This window comes from Micromonospora fluostatini, from assembly GCF_050410825.1.
Lineage (GTDB): Bacteria > Actinomycetota > Actinomycetes > Mycobacteriales > Micromonosporaceae > Micromonospora > Micromonospora rosaria.
Genome location: NZ_CP191251.1, coordinates 1171745 through 1184999, shown reverse-complemented (window position 1 = coordinate 1184999; position 13255 = coordinate 1171745). Strand labels below are relative to the sequence as shown.

The following is a 13255-nucleotide window of genomic DNA, read 5'->3' as shown; positions in this document are numbered from 1 at the left end:
CGACCGGTCAGGGCGCCGGCGGTGACGCGGAACCGGCGGCGGGACCGCCGAGCGCGCGGAGGCGGTCGGCGAGGGTGTCCCGGTAGAAGTCGAGGAAGCCGTCGGGGTCGGGGCCGGCGTTCTGCAGCACGAGGTGGTCGAAGCCCGCGTCGACGTACGTGCGCACCGCCGCGACGTGGGTCTCGGGGGCGGGGCCGACGGCGAACTGCTGCCGGATGTCCGCCTCGGTCACCGTGCGGGACGCGGCGTCGAAGTTCACCGGGTTGGGCAGTTCGCTCATCACCTTCCACCCGGTGACCGACCACCGGCTGGTCTGCCAGGCCGCCCGCACCGCCTGCTCCTCGTCCAGGGCCCAGGCCAGCGCCACCTCGGCGTAGCGTGGGCCGGCTCCGCCGCCGCGCTGGTAGTCGCGCACGAGGTCGGGCTTCGGTTCGGTGGCGAACAGCCCGTCGCCGAGTTCGGCGGCGATCGCCGCCGACGCCGGGCCGCTGGCGGCCACCACGATCGCCGGCGGACGGTCGGGCAGGTCGAACACCCGCGCGTCCTCCAACCGGAGGTGCTTGCCCTCGTAGGACTGGTAGCCGCCCGACCAGAGCAGCCGGATGATCTCCAGGGCCTCGCGCAGCCGCTCGTGCCGGCCCCGGACACCGGGGAACCCCTGGCCGACGACGTGTTCGTTGAGGCGTTCGCCGGCGCCCACGCCGAGGGTGAACCGGCCGTCGGAGACGATCGCGAGGGTGGCCGCGGCCTGGGCGATGATCGCCGGGTGGTACCGCACCGTCGGACAGGTCACCCCGGTGGCCAGACCCACCCGGTCGGTCCGGGCGGCGATGGCGCCGAAGACCGTCCAGGTGAACGGCGAGTGGCCCTGCACGTCCAGCCAGGGGTGGAAGTGGTCGCTCGAACCGGGGAACCGTATATCGCGGCGCCGCATAGTGGCGTATTATGTGTCGCATGGTAGTGGTGGAGAGTCAGCCGGCTGACGACAACGAGCGGCAGACCCAACTCCTCCGGGGCGCGTTGGACATGTGCCTCCTGGCGCTGCTGGCCCGCGAGCCCGCCCACGGCTACGAGTTGGTACGGCGGATGGAGACGGCCGGATTCGGCGCGATCAGCTACGGCACCATCTACCCCCTGCTGACCCGGATGCGCCGACTCGGTCTTGTCGCCGACGAACAGCAGGTCAGCCCGACCGGCCCACCCCGCAAGGTCTACGCGCTGACCGAGTCCGGCCGCGTCCACCTGACTGCCTGGCAGCACCAGTGGACCCGCTTCGCCGACACCGTCGCCGCCGTCCTCACCGCCCCCGACCACAGCCCCACGAGGAGTTGACCGTGGATTCCATCGACGACGTCCTGGCCGAGGCGGACCGGGCCTGGCGCGCCTACGGGGTCGGCGCGGCCGACCGCGCGGTCCTCGCCGCCGACCTGCGCCTCGACCTGCAGGCCGCAGCCGCGGACGGGGTCGGCCCCCGGCAGTTGCTCGGCGGCGACGTGGCCGGCTTCGCCCGGCGGCTCGCCGTCGAGGCCGGTGTCCGACGGGTCCGCCGGGACTACGTCCGGGTGCTCCAGACCGCACTGACCGGTGCGGCGCTCGGTGCCGCGCTCGCCTACACCGTCCTGATCAGGATGTACCCGGTGCTCGTCAACATGATCGACATCTCCCGCTCGGTCCAGGTGCCGATCCAGGTCGCGGTCACCGTCTTCTACGGCGTGCCGGCCCTCGTGGTGGTCGCCGGAGCGGTCCTCGCGGTCCGGCTCCGCCTGCGCGACCTGCCCCGGATCCAACGCACCGGCTGGATGATGAGCCTGCTGATGCCGGTGGCCGGCATCCTCGTCACGCCGGTCACCATGGCCTTCGCCTGGTCCACCGACTACAGCACGGCACCGCCGGTCGTGCTCACCGAGGTCGCCATGGTCCTGGCCGCCCTGGCCGGCGCCACGCTGCTGGCCCGCCACTGGTCGCTCCGCGACCGCCGGAAGCCGTCCGGCGCCTCGTCCCCGACCGCCCCGGAGATCGCACCCGCCTGACGTGGTCGACCGGTGAACCCGACGGGGACGACACGGCGGGGCCGGATCCGGCCGAGGGTTGTTCACGAGCCCCTTTCGAACTGCCCCGTCGGTAAGACCACGCCCACACCCGGGCAGCGCGCCCCCCGGTACCGGCTCCGGTATCGGCACCGGCACTCGGCCCCGCACCGTGCAGCCTCGGTCATGCCGACGTCACCCGCTCTCCGCCCGCACCGGCGCACGAGCCCTGCCCCGTCCGTGCGGGCAGTTCGAAAGGAACCCTCAGGCACCACACCGAGAAACCCGAGACGCCGTCGGAAGACGGCAGCTCCCGCTCGCCCGCGGGGTCGGGCCGGTACCTACTCCCCCGACGGTGCGGTGAGGGTGACGCCGAGCCGGGCGGGGGTGCCGAAGTTGGGGGTGCCGTCGGCGTTCCAGGTGAACTTCTGCGCGCGGGTGGAGCGGTTCATGTCGCAGCCGCCACCCGCCGAGTCGTTGGCGTGGTAGACGATCCAGTCCTCGGTGCCGTCGGGGGACGTGAAGAAGCCGTTGTGCCCGGGGGCGTAGATGCCGTTGGCGTCGCTGCGCTGGAACACCGGGGTCGGGTGCTTGGTCCAGTGGGCGGGGTTCATCGGGTCGCTGCCGGTGAGGGTGAGCAGGCCGAGCTTGTAGTCGGGGCCCCAGCAGGCGGAGGCGGAGTAGACGACCATGACCCGGCCGTTGCGGTACAACGGTTCGGGGCCCTCGTTGACCGGGTGGGTCTGCCGTTCCCAGCTCAGAGTCGGGGAGCTGAGCCGGACCCGGGAGCCGGACAGGGTCCAGGGGTTGGACAGGCGCTGGATGAAGTTGCTCTGCCCGGCGCCGTCGCCGCCGTAGGTGCCCATCAGGTACAGGTTGCTGCCGACCTTGAGGACGCTGGCGTCGAGCTGCCAGTCGGTGCCCAGGTCGGCCTTGAAGGTGTACGGGCCCATCGGGTCGGTGCCGGCGGACTCCAACACGTGCAGCCGTTGGGTGGGGTTGAAGTCCGCGACGTTCTGCCCGGCGGTGTAGTACAGGTACCAGCGGCGACCGTTGGGGCCGTCGAGCAGGTGGAACTCGGGGGCCCACATGTTGCAGCAGCCGTTGGGGCGGCCGGCCAGGTTGAAGACGACCTGGTCGGTGGCGGTGGCCAGGCCGGCCAGGGTGGTCGAGCGGCGCATGGTGACGGTGGAGTTCCACGTGGTGGTGGCCAGGTAGTAGTAGCCGTTGTGGTGCTGGAGCCACGGGTCCGGGCCGCCGCGCTTGATCGGGTTGGTGAACGTGCCCGGGGTGCCACCGCCGAGGGCGATCAACTGCCACTGCTGGTTGGCGCCGTCGAGGTCGGTGAACTGGCTGACCCGGGCACCGTCGGCGGTGGACCACTCCCAGACGTCGAGGGCCTTGCCGCTGTTGCGGTTGATCAGCCGGACGTGCCCACCGGCGGAGTCGGCGAGGCGGAACTGCTGCCGGGCGTCGTTGCGGTCGGTGTTCTGCACGAGTTGGATGCCGTCGGCCGTGGTGGGCAGGTCGAGGACCTTGCCGCTGTGCGCGGACTGCACCCGGTACCAGCCGCCGCCGGAGTCCAGGAACCGCCACTGCTGCCAGGCGCCGTCGTTGCGGCTGTACTGGTTGATCGCGGCGCCGTCGGTGGTGGCCAGGTTGTAGACGTCGAGGGCCTTGCCGCTGTGCCGGTTGACCAGCACGTAGGCGGTGCCCGGCTGGACGACGGCCGCCGCTGCCGGCGGTGTCACCACCACCGCGCCGACGCCGCCGGTGACCAGGGCCAGGGCGGCTCCCAGGAGTGCACGCGCTCGGGTACGCATGTGAGGGGACCTTTCGCGGGTTCGGACGGTGGGGTCAGTGGACGAAGGGCCAGTCGGCGGCGTCGTAGCCGAGCCGGTTGATCCCGAGCCGGGCCGCGCCGTTGTCGGCGTAGTAGTGGTAGACCAGCAGGTCGCCGTCGGTGTCGGTGAGCACGGCCTGGTGGCCGGGGCCGTGGATGCTCCCGTGTCCGGCCAGCACCTGGGTGCCGCCGCCGGAGGTCAGCGGGGTGCCGGTGCGGTCCAGGTAGGGGCCGGTGACGCTGGTGGAGCGGCCGACCATCACCCGGTAGGTGCTGGCCGCGCCCTGGCAGCACTGGTCGAACGAGACCCACAGGTAGTAGTGGTCGCCGCGCCGGACGATCACCGGGGCCTCGATCGCGCCGCCGCCCCGGCCGGCGATGCTGCGGACGGTGGTGTCGGCGCGCAGGCCGGTGGCCGGGTTGAGTTCGATCAGCTTGATGCCGGACCAGAACGAGCCGAAGCTGAGCCACCACCGGCCGGAGGTGTCCACGACCAGGTTCGGGTCGATGGCGTTGAAGGTGTCCGAGGTCCGGGTCTCGATCACCAGGCCCTGGTGGGTCCAGGTGCCGGAGTCGCCGGTCGGGCTGGTGGCCAGGAAGATCGCCGAGCGGTTCGAGCCGAAGGTCGACGCCGAGTAGTACAGCAGGTACCGGCCGCCGTGGTACGACAGGTCCGGCGCCCACAGGTTGCGGCTTCCGCCGGTGTACGTCGTGGTCCACGGTGCCCCACCCGGGAACGCCGCGCCGGCGTTGCGGAACGCCGTGCGGTCCGAGGAGGTCTTCAGCGCGATGTTGTCGCCGGTGTGGGCCAGCAGGTACCCGCCCGAGGGCCGTCGCACGATCGTCGGGTCGTGCACCGAGACGTCGCCGGTCACCCGGCCCGGCCGGGGGTAGCCGGCCGGCGGCGTGGTCGGGGCGCCGGTGGCCGGTGGCGTGGTGGGCGCGGTGCCGCCCGCCATCCGGGCGAGGTGCCACTGCTGGTTGGCGCCGTCGAGGTCGGTGAACTGGCTGACCCGGGCACCGTCGGCGGTGGAGTGTTCCCAGACGTCGAGGGCCTTGCCGCTGTGCCGGTTGACCAGCCGTACCGTCCCGCCGGCCGAGTCGGCGAGGCGGAACTGCTGGCTGACGGCGTTGCGGTCGGTGGCCTGGACGATCTCGGCGCCGTCGGTGGTGGCGGCGTCGCGCAGGTCGAGGACCTTGCCGCTGTGCCGGGCGCGCAGGCGGTACCAGCCGCCACCGGAGTCGACGAACTGCCACTGCTGCCAGGCGCCGTCGTTGCGGGACCACTGGACGATCCGCGCGCCGTCGGCGGTCGAGCGTTCGTACACCTCCAGGGCCTTGCCGCTGTGCCGGGCGGTCAGGACGTACCAGGCCGTGGTGTCCACCACGGCCGCCGAGGCCGAGCGGGCGGTGACGGCGACGCCGGTGGCCGCGACGGCGGCGACCAGGGCGACGAGGCCCGCCCGACGGTACGCGGGGAGTCTCCGGACGGCAGGGAGGGGCGAGATCATGATGGCCCTTCGGAGTCGGCGTGTCGATTGATGGGAAGCATTCGCGGCGAGGGCGCCGGTGCCCGGTAGGCGGCCGGAGCCGTCGCGAGATCGACCTCGGTGTTTCCGTCCGACGACGAACTCGTTACAAACGATTGTCGTCTATGTTCACGCTCACAGCCGAGAACTGTCAAGCACCCGGCCAGCCCCCGAGAGCCAAGGAGAAGTAACCGCTCACGGCCGGTCTACGCCGGCCTGCTCCCGCCCCGGCCGCCGACCGGGCGATGCGCGTGAGCGCGCACATGGTGGACTGGGAGGTGGTGCGCGACGGGCTGCTGTCCGCCCCGCCGGACGCCACGGCGAGAACCACTCCCCCCGTTCAGTGGGATCCGACGGGGTCCGGGCCGGCGAGCAGCTCGGCCAGGTGCAGCGACGGTCGCTGGCGCAGGTCGGCGACCTGGGTACGGCAGGAGAAGCCGTCGGCCAGCACCACCGCGTCGGGGTGGGCGTCGAGGGCCGGCAACAGGTTCTGCCCGGCGACCCGGACCGAGACCTCGTAGTGGCCCCGTTCCACGCCGAAGTTGCCCGCGAGCCCACAGCACCCCGCCAGCGTGGTCACCGTGGCGCCGGTCCGCTCCAGCAGCGCCCGGTCCGCGGACCAGCCGAGCACGGCGTGGTGGTGGCAGTGCGGCTGCGCCACGACGACCGTTCCGGTCAGGTCGGGTGGCACCCAGCCCTCGGCGGTGGCGAGCAGCTCGGCGACGGTCAGGGTGGCCGCCGCCACCGTGCGGGCGTCGGCCTCCCGGTCGGTGCCGGCCAGCAGTTCGACCGCGTCGGAGCGCAGCACGGCGGTGCAGGACGGTTCGATGCCGACCACCGGCACACCGGCCCGGACCGCGGCCGCCAGCTCGGCGACGGTCCGGCCCAGGATGCGCGTGGCCGCGTCGAGCTGGCCGGTGCTGATCCAGGTCAGGCCGCAGCACAGCGACGCCGCCGGCAGGCGGGGCTCGAAGCCGGCCGTGCGCAGCAGCCGGACGACCGCCTCGGCGACCGTCGGCGAGAACGAGTTGGTGAAGGTGTCGACGAAGAGCAGCACCGGCCGGCCGGTGGTGGCCGTGGGCGCCACCCGCGCCGCCCACCAGCGACGGAACGGCGTCGGCGCGAACGTCGGCAGCGACCGGCGGGGGTCGATCCCGAGCAGCGGCGGCGCGAGCCGACGCAGGAACGGCAGCCGGACGGCGAGGTTCGCCACCCTGGGCGCGTACCCGGCCAGCCGGCTCCAGCGGGGCAGCCAGCCCAGGGTGTAGTGCGCCAGCGGCCGGAGCCGGCGGCGGTACCGCTGGTGCAGGGCCTCGGCCTTGTAGGTCGCCAGGTCGATGCCGGTCGGACAGTCGGACAGGCAGCCCTTGCAGGCCAGGCAGAGGTCGAGCGACTCGGCGACCGCCGGGGACCGCCAGTCGACGGCACCCCGGACGACGTCCTGCAGCACCCGGGCCCGGCCCCGGGTGGAGTCCTTCTCCTCCCGGGTGGCCAGGTACGACGGGCACATCACCCCGCCGGCGGCGGAGTTGTCCGCCCGGCACGAGCCGACCCCGGTGCACCGGTGCACCGCCTGGGCGAGGTCCCCGCCGTCGTGCTCGTAGGCGAAGGCCAGCCGTGCGCGGTACGGGGCCACCCCGGCGACCCGCACGTCGGCGTCGAACGGGTCGGGGTCGACCAGCACCCCGGGGTTGAGCAGGTTGTCCGGGTCGAAGGCGTGCTTGATCCCGCCGAACAGCGCGATGGCGTCGGCCGAGTACATCGTCGGCAGCAGTTCGCCCCGGGCGCGACCGTCGCCGTGCTCCCCGGAGAGCGAGCCGCCGTACTCGGCCACCAGTTCGGCGGCGGCGACGAGGAACCGGCGCAGCACCCGCAGGCCGTCCGGCCGGTCGAGCGGGTAGTCGAGGCGGACGTGCATGCACCCGTCCCCGAAGTGGCCGTACGGCGCCGAGGTCATCCCGTGGGCGGCGACCAGTTCGTCGAAGCGGGCCAGGTAGGAGCCGAGCTGCTCCGGCGGGACCGCCGCGTCCTCCCAGCCCGGCCAGGCCGGGCGTCCCGAGGGCGCCCGGCCGGCGAGGCCGGCGCCGGCCTCGCGGATGCGCCACAGTCTCGCCGCCGTCGCGGGATCGGTGACCAGGATCGACTCGACGCCCAGGCCGGCGCGCGCCAGCGCGCGGGCCCGGTCGAGGACCTCGGCCCGGTCGTCCCCGGCGATCTCGACGAACAGCCACGCGCGACCTCTGGGCAGCGGCGGGACGGCGGCGTCGCCCCGGCGCGCGCGCAGCACCGCGACCAGCCGCTCGTCCATGCCCTCGCAGGCGGTCGGGGCGAAGGTGGTCACCACCGGGGCGGCCGCGCCGGCGGCGACGATGTCGTCGAAGCCCACCGCGACGAGGACCCGGTGGTCGGGATCCTTGACCAGGCGCACGGTCGCCTCGGTGACGATCGCCAGGGTGCCCTCGGAGCCGACCAGGGCCTGGTTCAGGTCGAAGCGCTCCGGCAGCAGGTGCTGCACCGCGTAGCCGCTGACCTGCCGGCCGAACCGGTCGAACTCGGTACGGGCGGTCGCGAGGTGGCGGCCCGTCACCCGGCGCAGGTCGGACAGCAGGTCCGCCGGGCCGTGGGCGACCGGGCGGCCGTCGGCGTCGTACCCGGTCACCAGGGTCTCGCCGGAGGCCAGCAACTGGGTCATCCCCCGGACGTTGTCCGAGGTCCGGCCGTAGCCGAGCGCCCGGTTGCCGCAGGCGTTGTTGCCGATCATCCCGCCGATCGTGCACCGGGAGTGGCTCGACGGGTCGGGTCCGAACCGGACACCGTGCGGCAGCGCGGCCCGCTGGAGGACGGCGTGCACCGTGCCGGGCTGGACGGTCGCGGTCCGGGCCTCGGGGTCGATGCTCAGCACCCGGTTCATGTGGCGGCTGAAGTCGAGCACGATGCCGCGACCCACCGCGTTACCGGCGATGGAGGTCCCGCCCCCACGTGAGGTCACCGGCACGCCGGCCGCGCGGGCGACCTCCAGGGTGGCGGCGACCTCGGCCGCGTCCCGGGGACGGACCACCGCCATCGGTGGGATCCGGTAGAGGGAGGCGTCGCTGGCGTACATGGCCCTGGTTCCCGCGTCGTTCCGCACCTCGAGCCCGGCGCGGCGCAGCTCGCCGGCGAGGCCGGTCGAGCGGGAAGGAGTGCGCGTCACATGTAACATGCTACTCATGTCTGAGCTGCCCTTACGCGTACCCCCGACCCTCACCGACCAGGTGGCCGAGGCGGTGCGCGACGGGATCAGGGCCCGTCGTTTCGTGCCCTGCGAGCGGTACTCCGTGTACCAGCTCGCGGACCTGCTCGGTGTCTCCCGCAGTCCGGTCCGGGAGGCGCTGCTCAAGCTGGCCGAGGCGGGACTGGTCGAGTTCGAGCGCAACCGCGGCTTCCGGGTCGTCCTGCCCGACCCGCGCGACGTCGCCGAGATCTTCGCGGTCCGCCTCGCCCTGGAACCTCCGGCGGCACGCCGGGCCGGCGCGGCCGGCCTGGACGTCACCGACGCCCTGGACGCCCTCGACGCCGCCCTGCGCCACGACGACGAACGGGCCTTCTGGGCGGCGGACCGGCTGCTCCACGACCGGATCCTGCGGGGCACCGGCAACCGGCGCGCGGCCGACATCGTGGCCACCCTGCGCGCGACGACCGGGTTGCTCACCCCGCCCACCTCCCCCGACGGTCGCTCGCTGCGGCAGATCCGCGACGACCACGAGCCGGTGATCAGGGCGATCGCCCGGGGTGACGGCGACGGCGCGGAGGCGGCGATGCGCCAGCACCTCGTGGACACCGGCCGGCTCCTCGTCGCCCAGGTCGCCGGCCTGCCGCCCGACGCGCCCGCCGTGGCGGAGGTCTGGCACGCGGTCGTGGACTGAGCCCGCGATCGAGAGCCCGCGCAACATCGACGCGGTGGAACGGCGGGCCTGGCCGCCCGCACGGGGCGCCAGGAGCGGGAGCCGTGGGCCGAGACCGTCAGAGGTCGTACCCGCCGGAGACCTCGACGACCTGCCCGGTGATCCAGCGGCCCTCGTCGCCCGCCAGAGCGGCGATCACGGTACCGACGTCGTCGGGTTCGCCGAGGCGACCGAGGGCGGTCCGGGCGGCCAGCGCCGGGATCACCTCGGGGTACGCCTCGAAGCCCACCACCCCGGAGGCGTCGGCGAGCCGGGTCCGGGTGGGTCCGGGGGCGACGGCGTTGACCCGTACGCCCCGGACGGCCAACTCCTTGGCCAGGCAGCGGGTCAGCACGTTCAGGCCGCCCTTCATGGTGGCGCACGCCGAGTACCCGGCCTCGACCAGACCGGTGGGCAGCGCCGCGCTGCTGCTGACGTTGACGACGGCGCCACCGTCGGCGATCAGCGGCAACAACGCCTGGGTCAGGAAGTACGGCCCCTTGAGCAGGACCCGCGCGAAGCGGTCGAACAGCTCCTCGGTCGTGTCCTCGAACCTCGCCATGCCGCCGAAGCCGGCGTTGTTCACCAGGTGGTCGACCGTGTCCCGCCGCCAGGTGTCGTGCAGCGCCGCCACGACCTGCTCGCGGAAGGCCGGGAAGGTCTCGCTGCGACCGACGTCGAGCCGGAGCGCGACCGCCCGGCCCCCCACCTTCTCGATCGCGGCCACCGTGTCCCGCGCGCCGGCCTCGTTGCCGCGGTAGGTCAGGATGACGCCCGCGCCCCGGGTGGCGAGCTGGATGGCCGCGCTCTGCCCGATGCCGGAGCTGGCGCCGACGACGATGCCGACCCGCATGGTTGCACCTGCCTGTCCATTCGTGGAGCGGTGTGCGCTCCCTGCGATTGAGGTGCTTTCATCCGACCACTGTGACCAGGTATGACAGTAGAAAGATCCTGCTCGCTCCTTGCCTGATCCTCTCCTTGTGACGACCGGGGGCGAATGCTTCAATCGAGGCGTGCCGCTCGATGAACTCCGCACGCTGCTGGCCCGCCACGCCCGCCCCGACGGGACCACCGCCATCGACGGCGTCCTGATCGGCCGGGCCGAGCAGGCGTACCAGAACTCTTCGGCCATGTCCGGCACGGTGCTGGCGCTCATCGCGCAGGGCGCGAAGACGCTCGCGCTGGGCGACCGGGTGTACGAGTACCGCGCCGGCCAGTACCTGGTCGCCTCGGTCGACCTCCCGGTCACCGGCCACTACACCGAGGCCAGCCGCGAGGTGCCGGCGCTCGGCTTCGGTCTCGTCCTCCAGCCGGCGGCGATCGCCGAGCTGCTTTTGACGGCACCGGCCGGTGCCGTCCCGCGCGCCGGCGGCACCCCGTCCGCGCTGGCCGTCAGCGACGCCCCGGTCGCGCTCGTCGACGCGGCGGTACGGCTGCTGCGTCTGCTCGACCAGCCGCGCGACATCCCGGTGCTCGCGCCGCTGATCACCCGCGAGATCCTCTGGCGGCTCGTCACCGGACCCCAGGGCGCCACCGTCGGGCAGCTCGGCCTGGCCGACAGCAGCCTGACCCACGTCGCCCGCGCGGTGCGCTGGATCCGCGACCACTACCGGGAGTCGTTCCGGGTGGAGGAGGTCGCGCGGATGTCCGGGATGAGCGTGTCGGCGTTCCACCGGGCCTTCCAGGCGGTCACCGCGATGAGCCCGATCCAGTTCCAGAAGCAACTCCGGCTCCAGCAGGCCCGGTTGCTGCTGGCCACCCGGGGCCACGACGTCACCGGCGTCGGGCACCGGGTGGGGTACGACAGCCCGTCACAGTTCAGCCGGGAGTACCGCCGCCAGTTCGGGGTGCCGCCCAGCCAGGACAGCGTCCACCTGCGGGACGCCGGGCCCGCCCCCGCACCAGCCGTGCCCTGACGTCCCTGCGGCAGCCGTTCGCTGACGCCCACGCGACGGCGGTGCCCTGGCACCGGCCCGGCGGCTACCGGCCGGCGGGCACCGCCACGCGGGCCGGCGGGGCGAGCGCCGCCACGAGGTCGGCCAGGACGCGGTCGAGGCCGTCGGCCGCCGCCAGGGCGAAGACGAACCGGTCCGGCCGCAGCACCACCAGGTCGGCCCGGTGCTCGCGCAGCCAGCCGCCGATGGTCCCGTCGACGTCGACCACCGCGACGGGTGCCGCCCGGTCGGGCCCCGGCGCGGCGGGCAGCGCCGCCACCGGGGTACCGGCGGGGTGCACGGCGACGAACCGCACCGGCAGCCGGAGCCGGCGCAGGTCACCCGTCGGCACCGCGCCGGGCCGCCCGAGCACCGCGAAGCCCGCGCCGAGCGCCGCGTCGAGCAGGTGCGGCGTGGCCGAGCCCCGGGTGCCGACCCTCGGTTGGGGGAACATCGTGCCGACCGCGCCGTCGCGCCGACCGCCGGCCAGCAGGCCCCGCTGGTACGCCGGCTCCGGCTTGAACTCGAAGTGCCGGACGTACCGGCGCACCCGGGACACCGTCTGCGCCGCCCGCAGGGCCGCGTCGCGCAGCCACGCGGCCCGGCGGCTGCCGGGCAGGAACAGCCGCGCCATCCGGACGCTGGTCCGCGCCATCGCCACGGTGTGCGGTCGCCGCTCGATCTCGTACGTGTCGAGCACCCCCGGGTCGGCGGCGCCGGAGAGCACCAGGGACAGCTTCCAGGTCAGGTTCGCCGCGTCCCGCAGGCCGCTGCACAGGCTCTGCCCGAGCAGCGGGGGCATCTGGTGGGCGGCGTCACCGGCCAGGAAGACCCGGCCCCGGCGCCACTGCCGGGCGGTGCGGTGGTGGAAGGTGGACACCAACGCCCTGGTGACCGTGAACCGGGCCGGGTCGACGTACGGCTCGACCAGCCGGGCGAGGCTCTCCGGCTGGAGCAGGTCCGCCTCGATCTCGCCGGGGCGCAGCATGAACTCCATCCGGTACCCGCCCCGGGCCCCCGGCGAGACGAACGCCGGCCGCCGCCAGTCGCAGACGAAGGTGGTGTGCGCCACCCGGACGGCGTCGCCGGTGACGTCGCCGGTGACCGCCAGCCACGCCTGGGGGTAGCTCGCCCCCGACAGCGGGATCTTCACCGCCGTCCGGGTGGTGCTGCGCGCCCCGTCGCACCCCAGCACGTACCGGGCCCGCACCGGGCGGCACCGCTGGGTGACCACGTCGCGCACCACCAGGTGCACCGCGTCGTCGTCCTGCCGCAGGGTGACCAGCTCGACGCCGAGGGCGAGCTCGACGTGGTCGAAGCGGCGCAGGCCGCCGCGCAGCGCCTGCTCCACCGACGGCTGGTCGAAGAAGTGCAGCGGCGCGTGCCCGTACCCGAAGTCGACCTCCGCCAGGTCGACGGTGGCGAAGACCCGGCCGGCGTGGTTGACGTAGTCGACCCGCGACGGCTGGTGCAGGTCGCCGACGATCTGGTCGAGCAGCCCCGCCTGCTGGTAGATGCGCAGGGCCTCGTCGTCGCAGGAGAACACCCGGGGCTGACGGTGCGGCCCGGTGCTCCGCTCGACCACCAGCGTCCGCACGCCCCGGGCGCCGAGCAGGTTCGCCGCCAGCGCCCCGACCGGGCCACAGCCGACGATGACGACGTCGACCTCCTGGACCGCTTCGTGACCCGGACGCTGGGCTGAACGCATGAGGTGACCCCTTCGAACCTGGCTGAGCTGGCGCGGCACGGCCGTCCCAGGACGCGACCACGACACCACCGCGGCGTGGAACGGGCGTGGAGGGGCCGTGCAGACCGCGTGGAGACCACGGGTCGCCCGGGTCACCGGCCGCCGGATCTTACGACGCGCCGGACGTCCCGGGTGGTGGTGGTCCAACAGGCCGGATCCCTCACCTTTTCGGCTGGTCCGGCCGTGTCCCGGGCGGACGGGACGCCTGTCCCTGGTGTCTGGGCCCGCTGCGCGAACAGACTCGCCCAGCGC

10 protein-coding genes are annotated in these 13255 nt (G+C 73.9%); 4 read left to right on the top strand and 6 right to left on the bottom strand.

The window, feature by feature from the left end:
* Positions 1–7: 7 nt before the first annotated feature.
* Positions 8–934, bottom strand: coding sequence for a TIGR03557 family F420-dependent LLM class oxidoreductase (locus ACQUFX_RS05285; protein WP_428964892.1), 927 nt, complete (start codon positions 932–934; stop codon positions 8–10).
* Positions 935–954: 20 nt separating this feature from the next.
* On the opposite strand from ACQUFX_RS05285, the gene ACQUFX_RS05280 reads away from it, so the two are divergent.
* Complete coding sequence (locus tag ACQUFX_RS05280) at positions 955–1332, top strand: PadR family transcriptional regulator (protein ID WP_428964891.1); 378 nt, start codon at positions 955–957, stop codon at positions 1330–1332.
* A 2-nt stretch (positions 1333–1334) separates the two neighbouring features.
* Positions 1335–2030 carry a hypothetical protein gene (locus ACQUFX_RS05275; RefSeq protein WP_428964890.1) on the top strand — a complete coding sequence of 232 codons (696 nt, stop codon included), beginning with the start codon at positions 1335–1337 and terminating at the stop codon, positions 2028–2030.
* 338 nt (positions 2031–2368) lie between these two features.
* Here the strand turns inward: ACQUFX_RS05275 and ACQUFX_RS05270 are convergent, their stop codons facing one another.
* The 3 genes from ACQUFX_RS05270 to ACQUFX_RS05260 all read right to left on the bottom strand — a co-directional run bounded on the left by ACQUFX_RS05270 (position 2369) and on the right by ACQUFX_RS05260 (position 8601).
* The gene (locus tag ACQUFX_RS05270) at positions 2369–3850 is read right to left on the bottom strand and encodes a family 43 glycosylhydrolase (RefSeq protein WP_428964889.1); all 1482 of its coding nucleotides are present in this window, start codon (positions 3848–3850) and stop codon (positions 2369–2371) included.
* A 34-nt stretch (positions 3851–3884) separates the two neighbouring features.
* Entirely contained in the window at positions 3885–5381 is a 1497-nt protein-coding gene (locus tag ACQUFX_RS05265; protein ID WP_428964888.1) for a family 43 glycosylhydrolase, read from the bottom strand.
* Between the two features lie 358 nt (positions 5382–5739).
* On the bottom strand, positions 5740–8601 hold the full coding sequence (locus ACQUFX_RS05260) for an FAD-binding and (Fe-S)-binding domain-containing protein (RefSeq protein WP_428966868.1): 2862 nt from the start codon (positions 8599–8601) through the stop codon (positions 5740–5742).
* Positions 8602–8608: 7 nt separating this feature from the next.
* Between ACQUFX_RS05260 and ACQUFX_RS05255 the strand changes: the two genes are divergently transcribed.
* Positions 8609–9304 carry a GntR family transcriptional regulator gene (locus ACQUFX_RS05255; RefSeq protein ID WP_428964887.1) on the top strand — a complete coding sequence of 232 codons (696 nt, stop codon included), beginning with the start codon at positions 8609–8611 and terminating at the stop codon, positions 9302–9304.
* A gap of 97 nt (positions 9305–9401) precedes the next feature.
* Here ACQUFX_RS05255 and ACQUFX_RS05250 read toward each other — a convergent pair whose 3' ends face one another.
* Positions 9402–10175 (bottom strand): SDR family NAD(P)-dependent oxidoreductase, encoded by a 774-nt coding sequence (locus ACQUFX_RS05250; RefSeq protein ID WP_428964886.1) that lies wholly within the window; start codon positions 10173–10175, stop codon positions 9402–9404.
* Positions 10176–10335: 160 nt separating this feature from the next.
* Between ACQUFX_RS05250 and ACQUFX_RS05245 the strand changes: the two genes are divergently transcribed.
* Entirely contained in the window at positions 10336–11238 is a 903-nt protein-coding gene (locus ACQUFX_RS05245; protein WP_428964885.1) for an AraC family transcriptional regulator, read from the top strand.
* 64 nt (positions 11239–11302) lie between these two features.
* Here ACQUFX_RS05245 and ACQUFX_RS05240 read toward each other — a convergent pair whose 3' ends face one another.
* A complete protein-coding gene (locus tag ACQUFX_RS05240; RefSeq protein ID WP_428964884.1) occupies positions 11303–12964 on the bottom strand; it encodes a bifunctional 3-(3-hydroxy-phenyl)propionate/3-hydroxycinnamic acid hydroxylase in 1662 nt (553 codons plus the stop codon).
* Between the last annotated feature and the right edge of the window lie 291 nt (positions 12965–13255).

Coding starts and splice junctions, on each gene's coding strand:
- ACQUFX_RS05285 (WP_428964892.1), bottom strand. CDS start 934: ATGCGGCGCCGCGATATACGGTTCCCCGGTTCGAGCGACCACTTCCAC.
- ACQUFX_RS05280 (WP_428964891.1), top strand. CDS start 955: ATGGTAGTGGTGGAGAGTCAGCCGGCTGACGACAACGAGCGGCAGACC.
- ACQUFX_RS05270 (WP_428964889.1), bottom strand. CDS start 3,850: ATGCGTACCCGAGCGCGTGCACTCCTGGGAGCCGCCCTGGCCCTGGTC.
- ACQUFX_RS05265 (WP_428964888.1), bottom strand. CDS start 5,381: ATGATCTCGCCCCTCCCTGCCGTCCGGAGACTCCCCGCGTACCGTCGG.
- ACQUFX_RS05260 (WP_428966868.1), bottom strand. CDS start 8,601: ATGTTACATGTGACGCGCACTCCTTCCCGCTCGACCGGCCTCGCCGGC.
- ACQUFX_RS05255 (WP_428964887.1), top strand. CDS start 8,609: ATGTCTGAGCTGCCCTTACGCGTACCCCCGACCCTCACCGACCAGGTG.
- ACQUFX_RS05250 (WP_428964886.1), bottom strand. CDS start 10,175: ATGCGGGTCGGCATCGTCGTCGGCGCCAGCTCCGGCATCGGGCAGAGC.
- ACQUFX_RS05240 (WP_428964884.1), bottom strand. CDS start 12,964: ATGCGTTCAGCCCAGCGTCCGGGTCACGAAGCGGTCCAGGAGGTCGAC.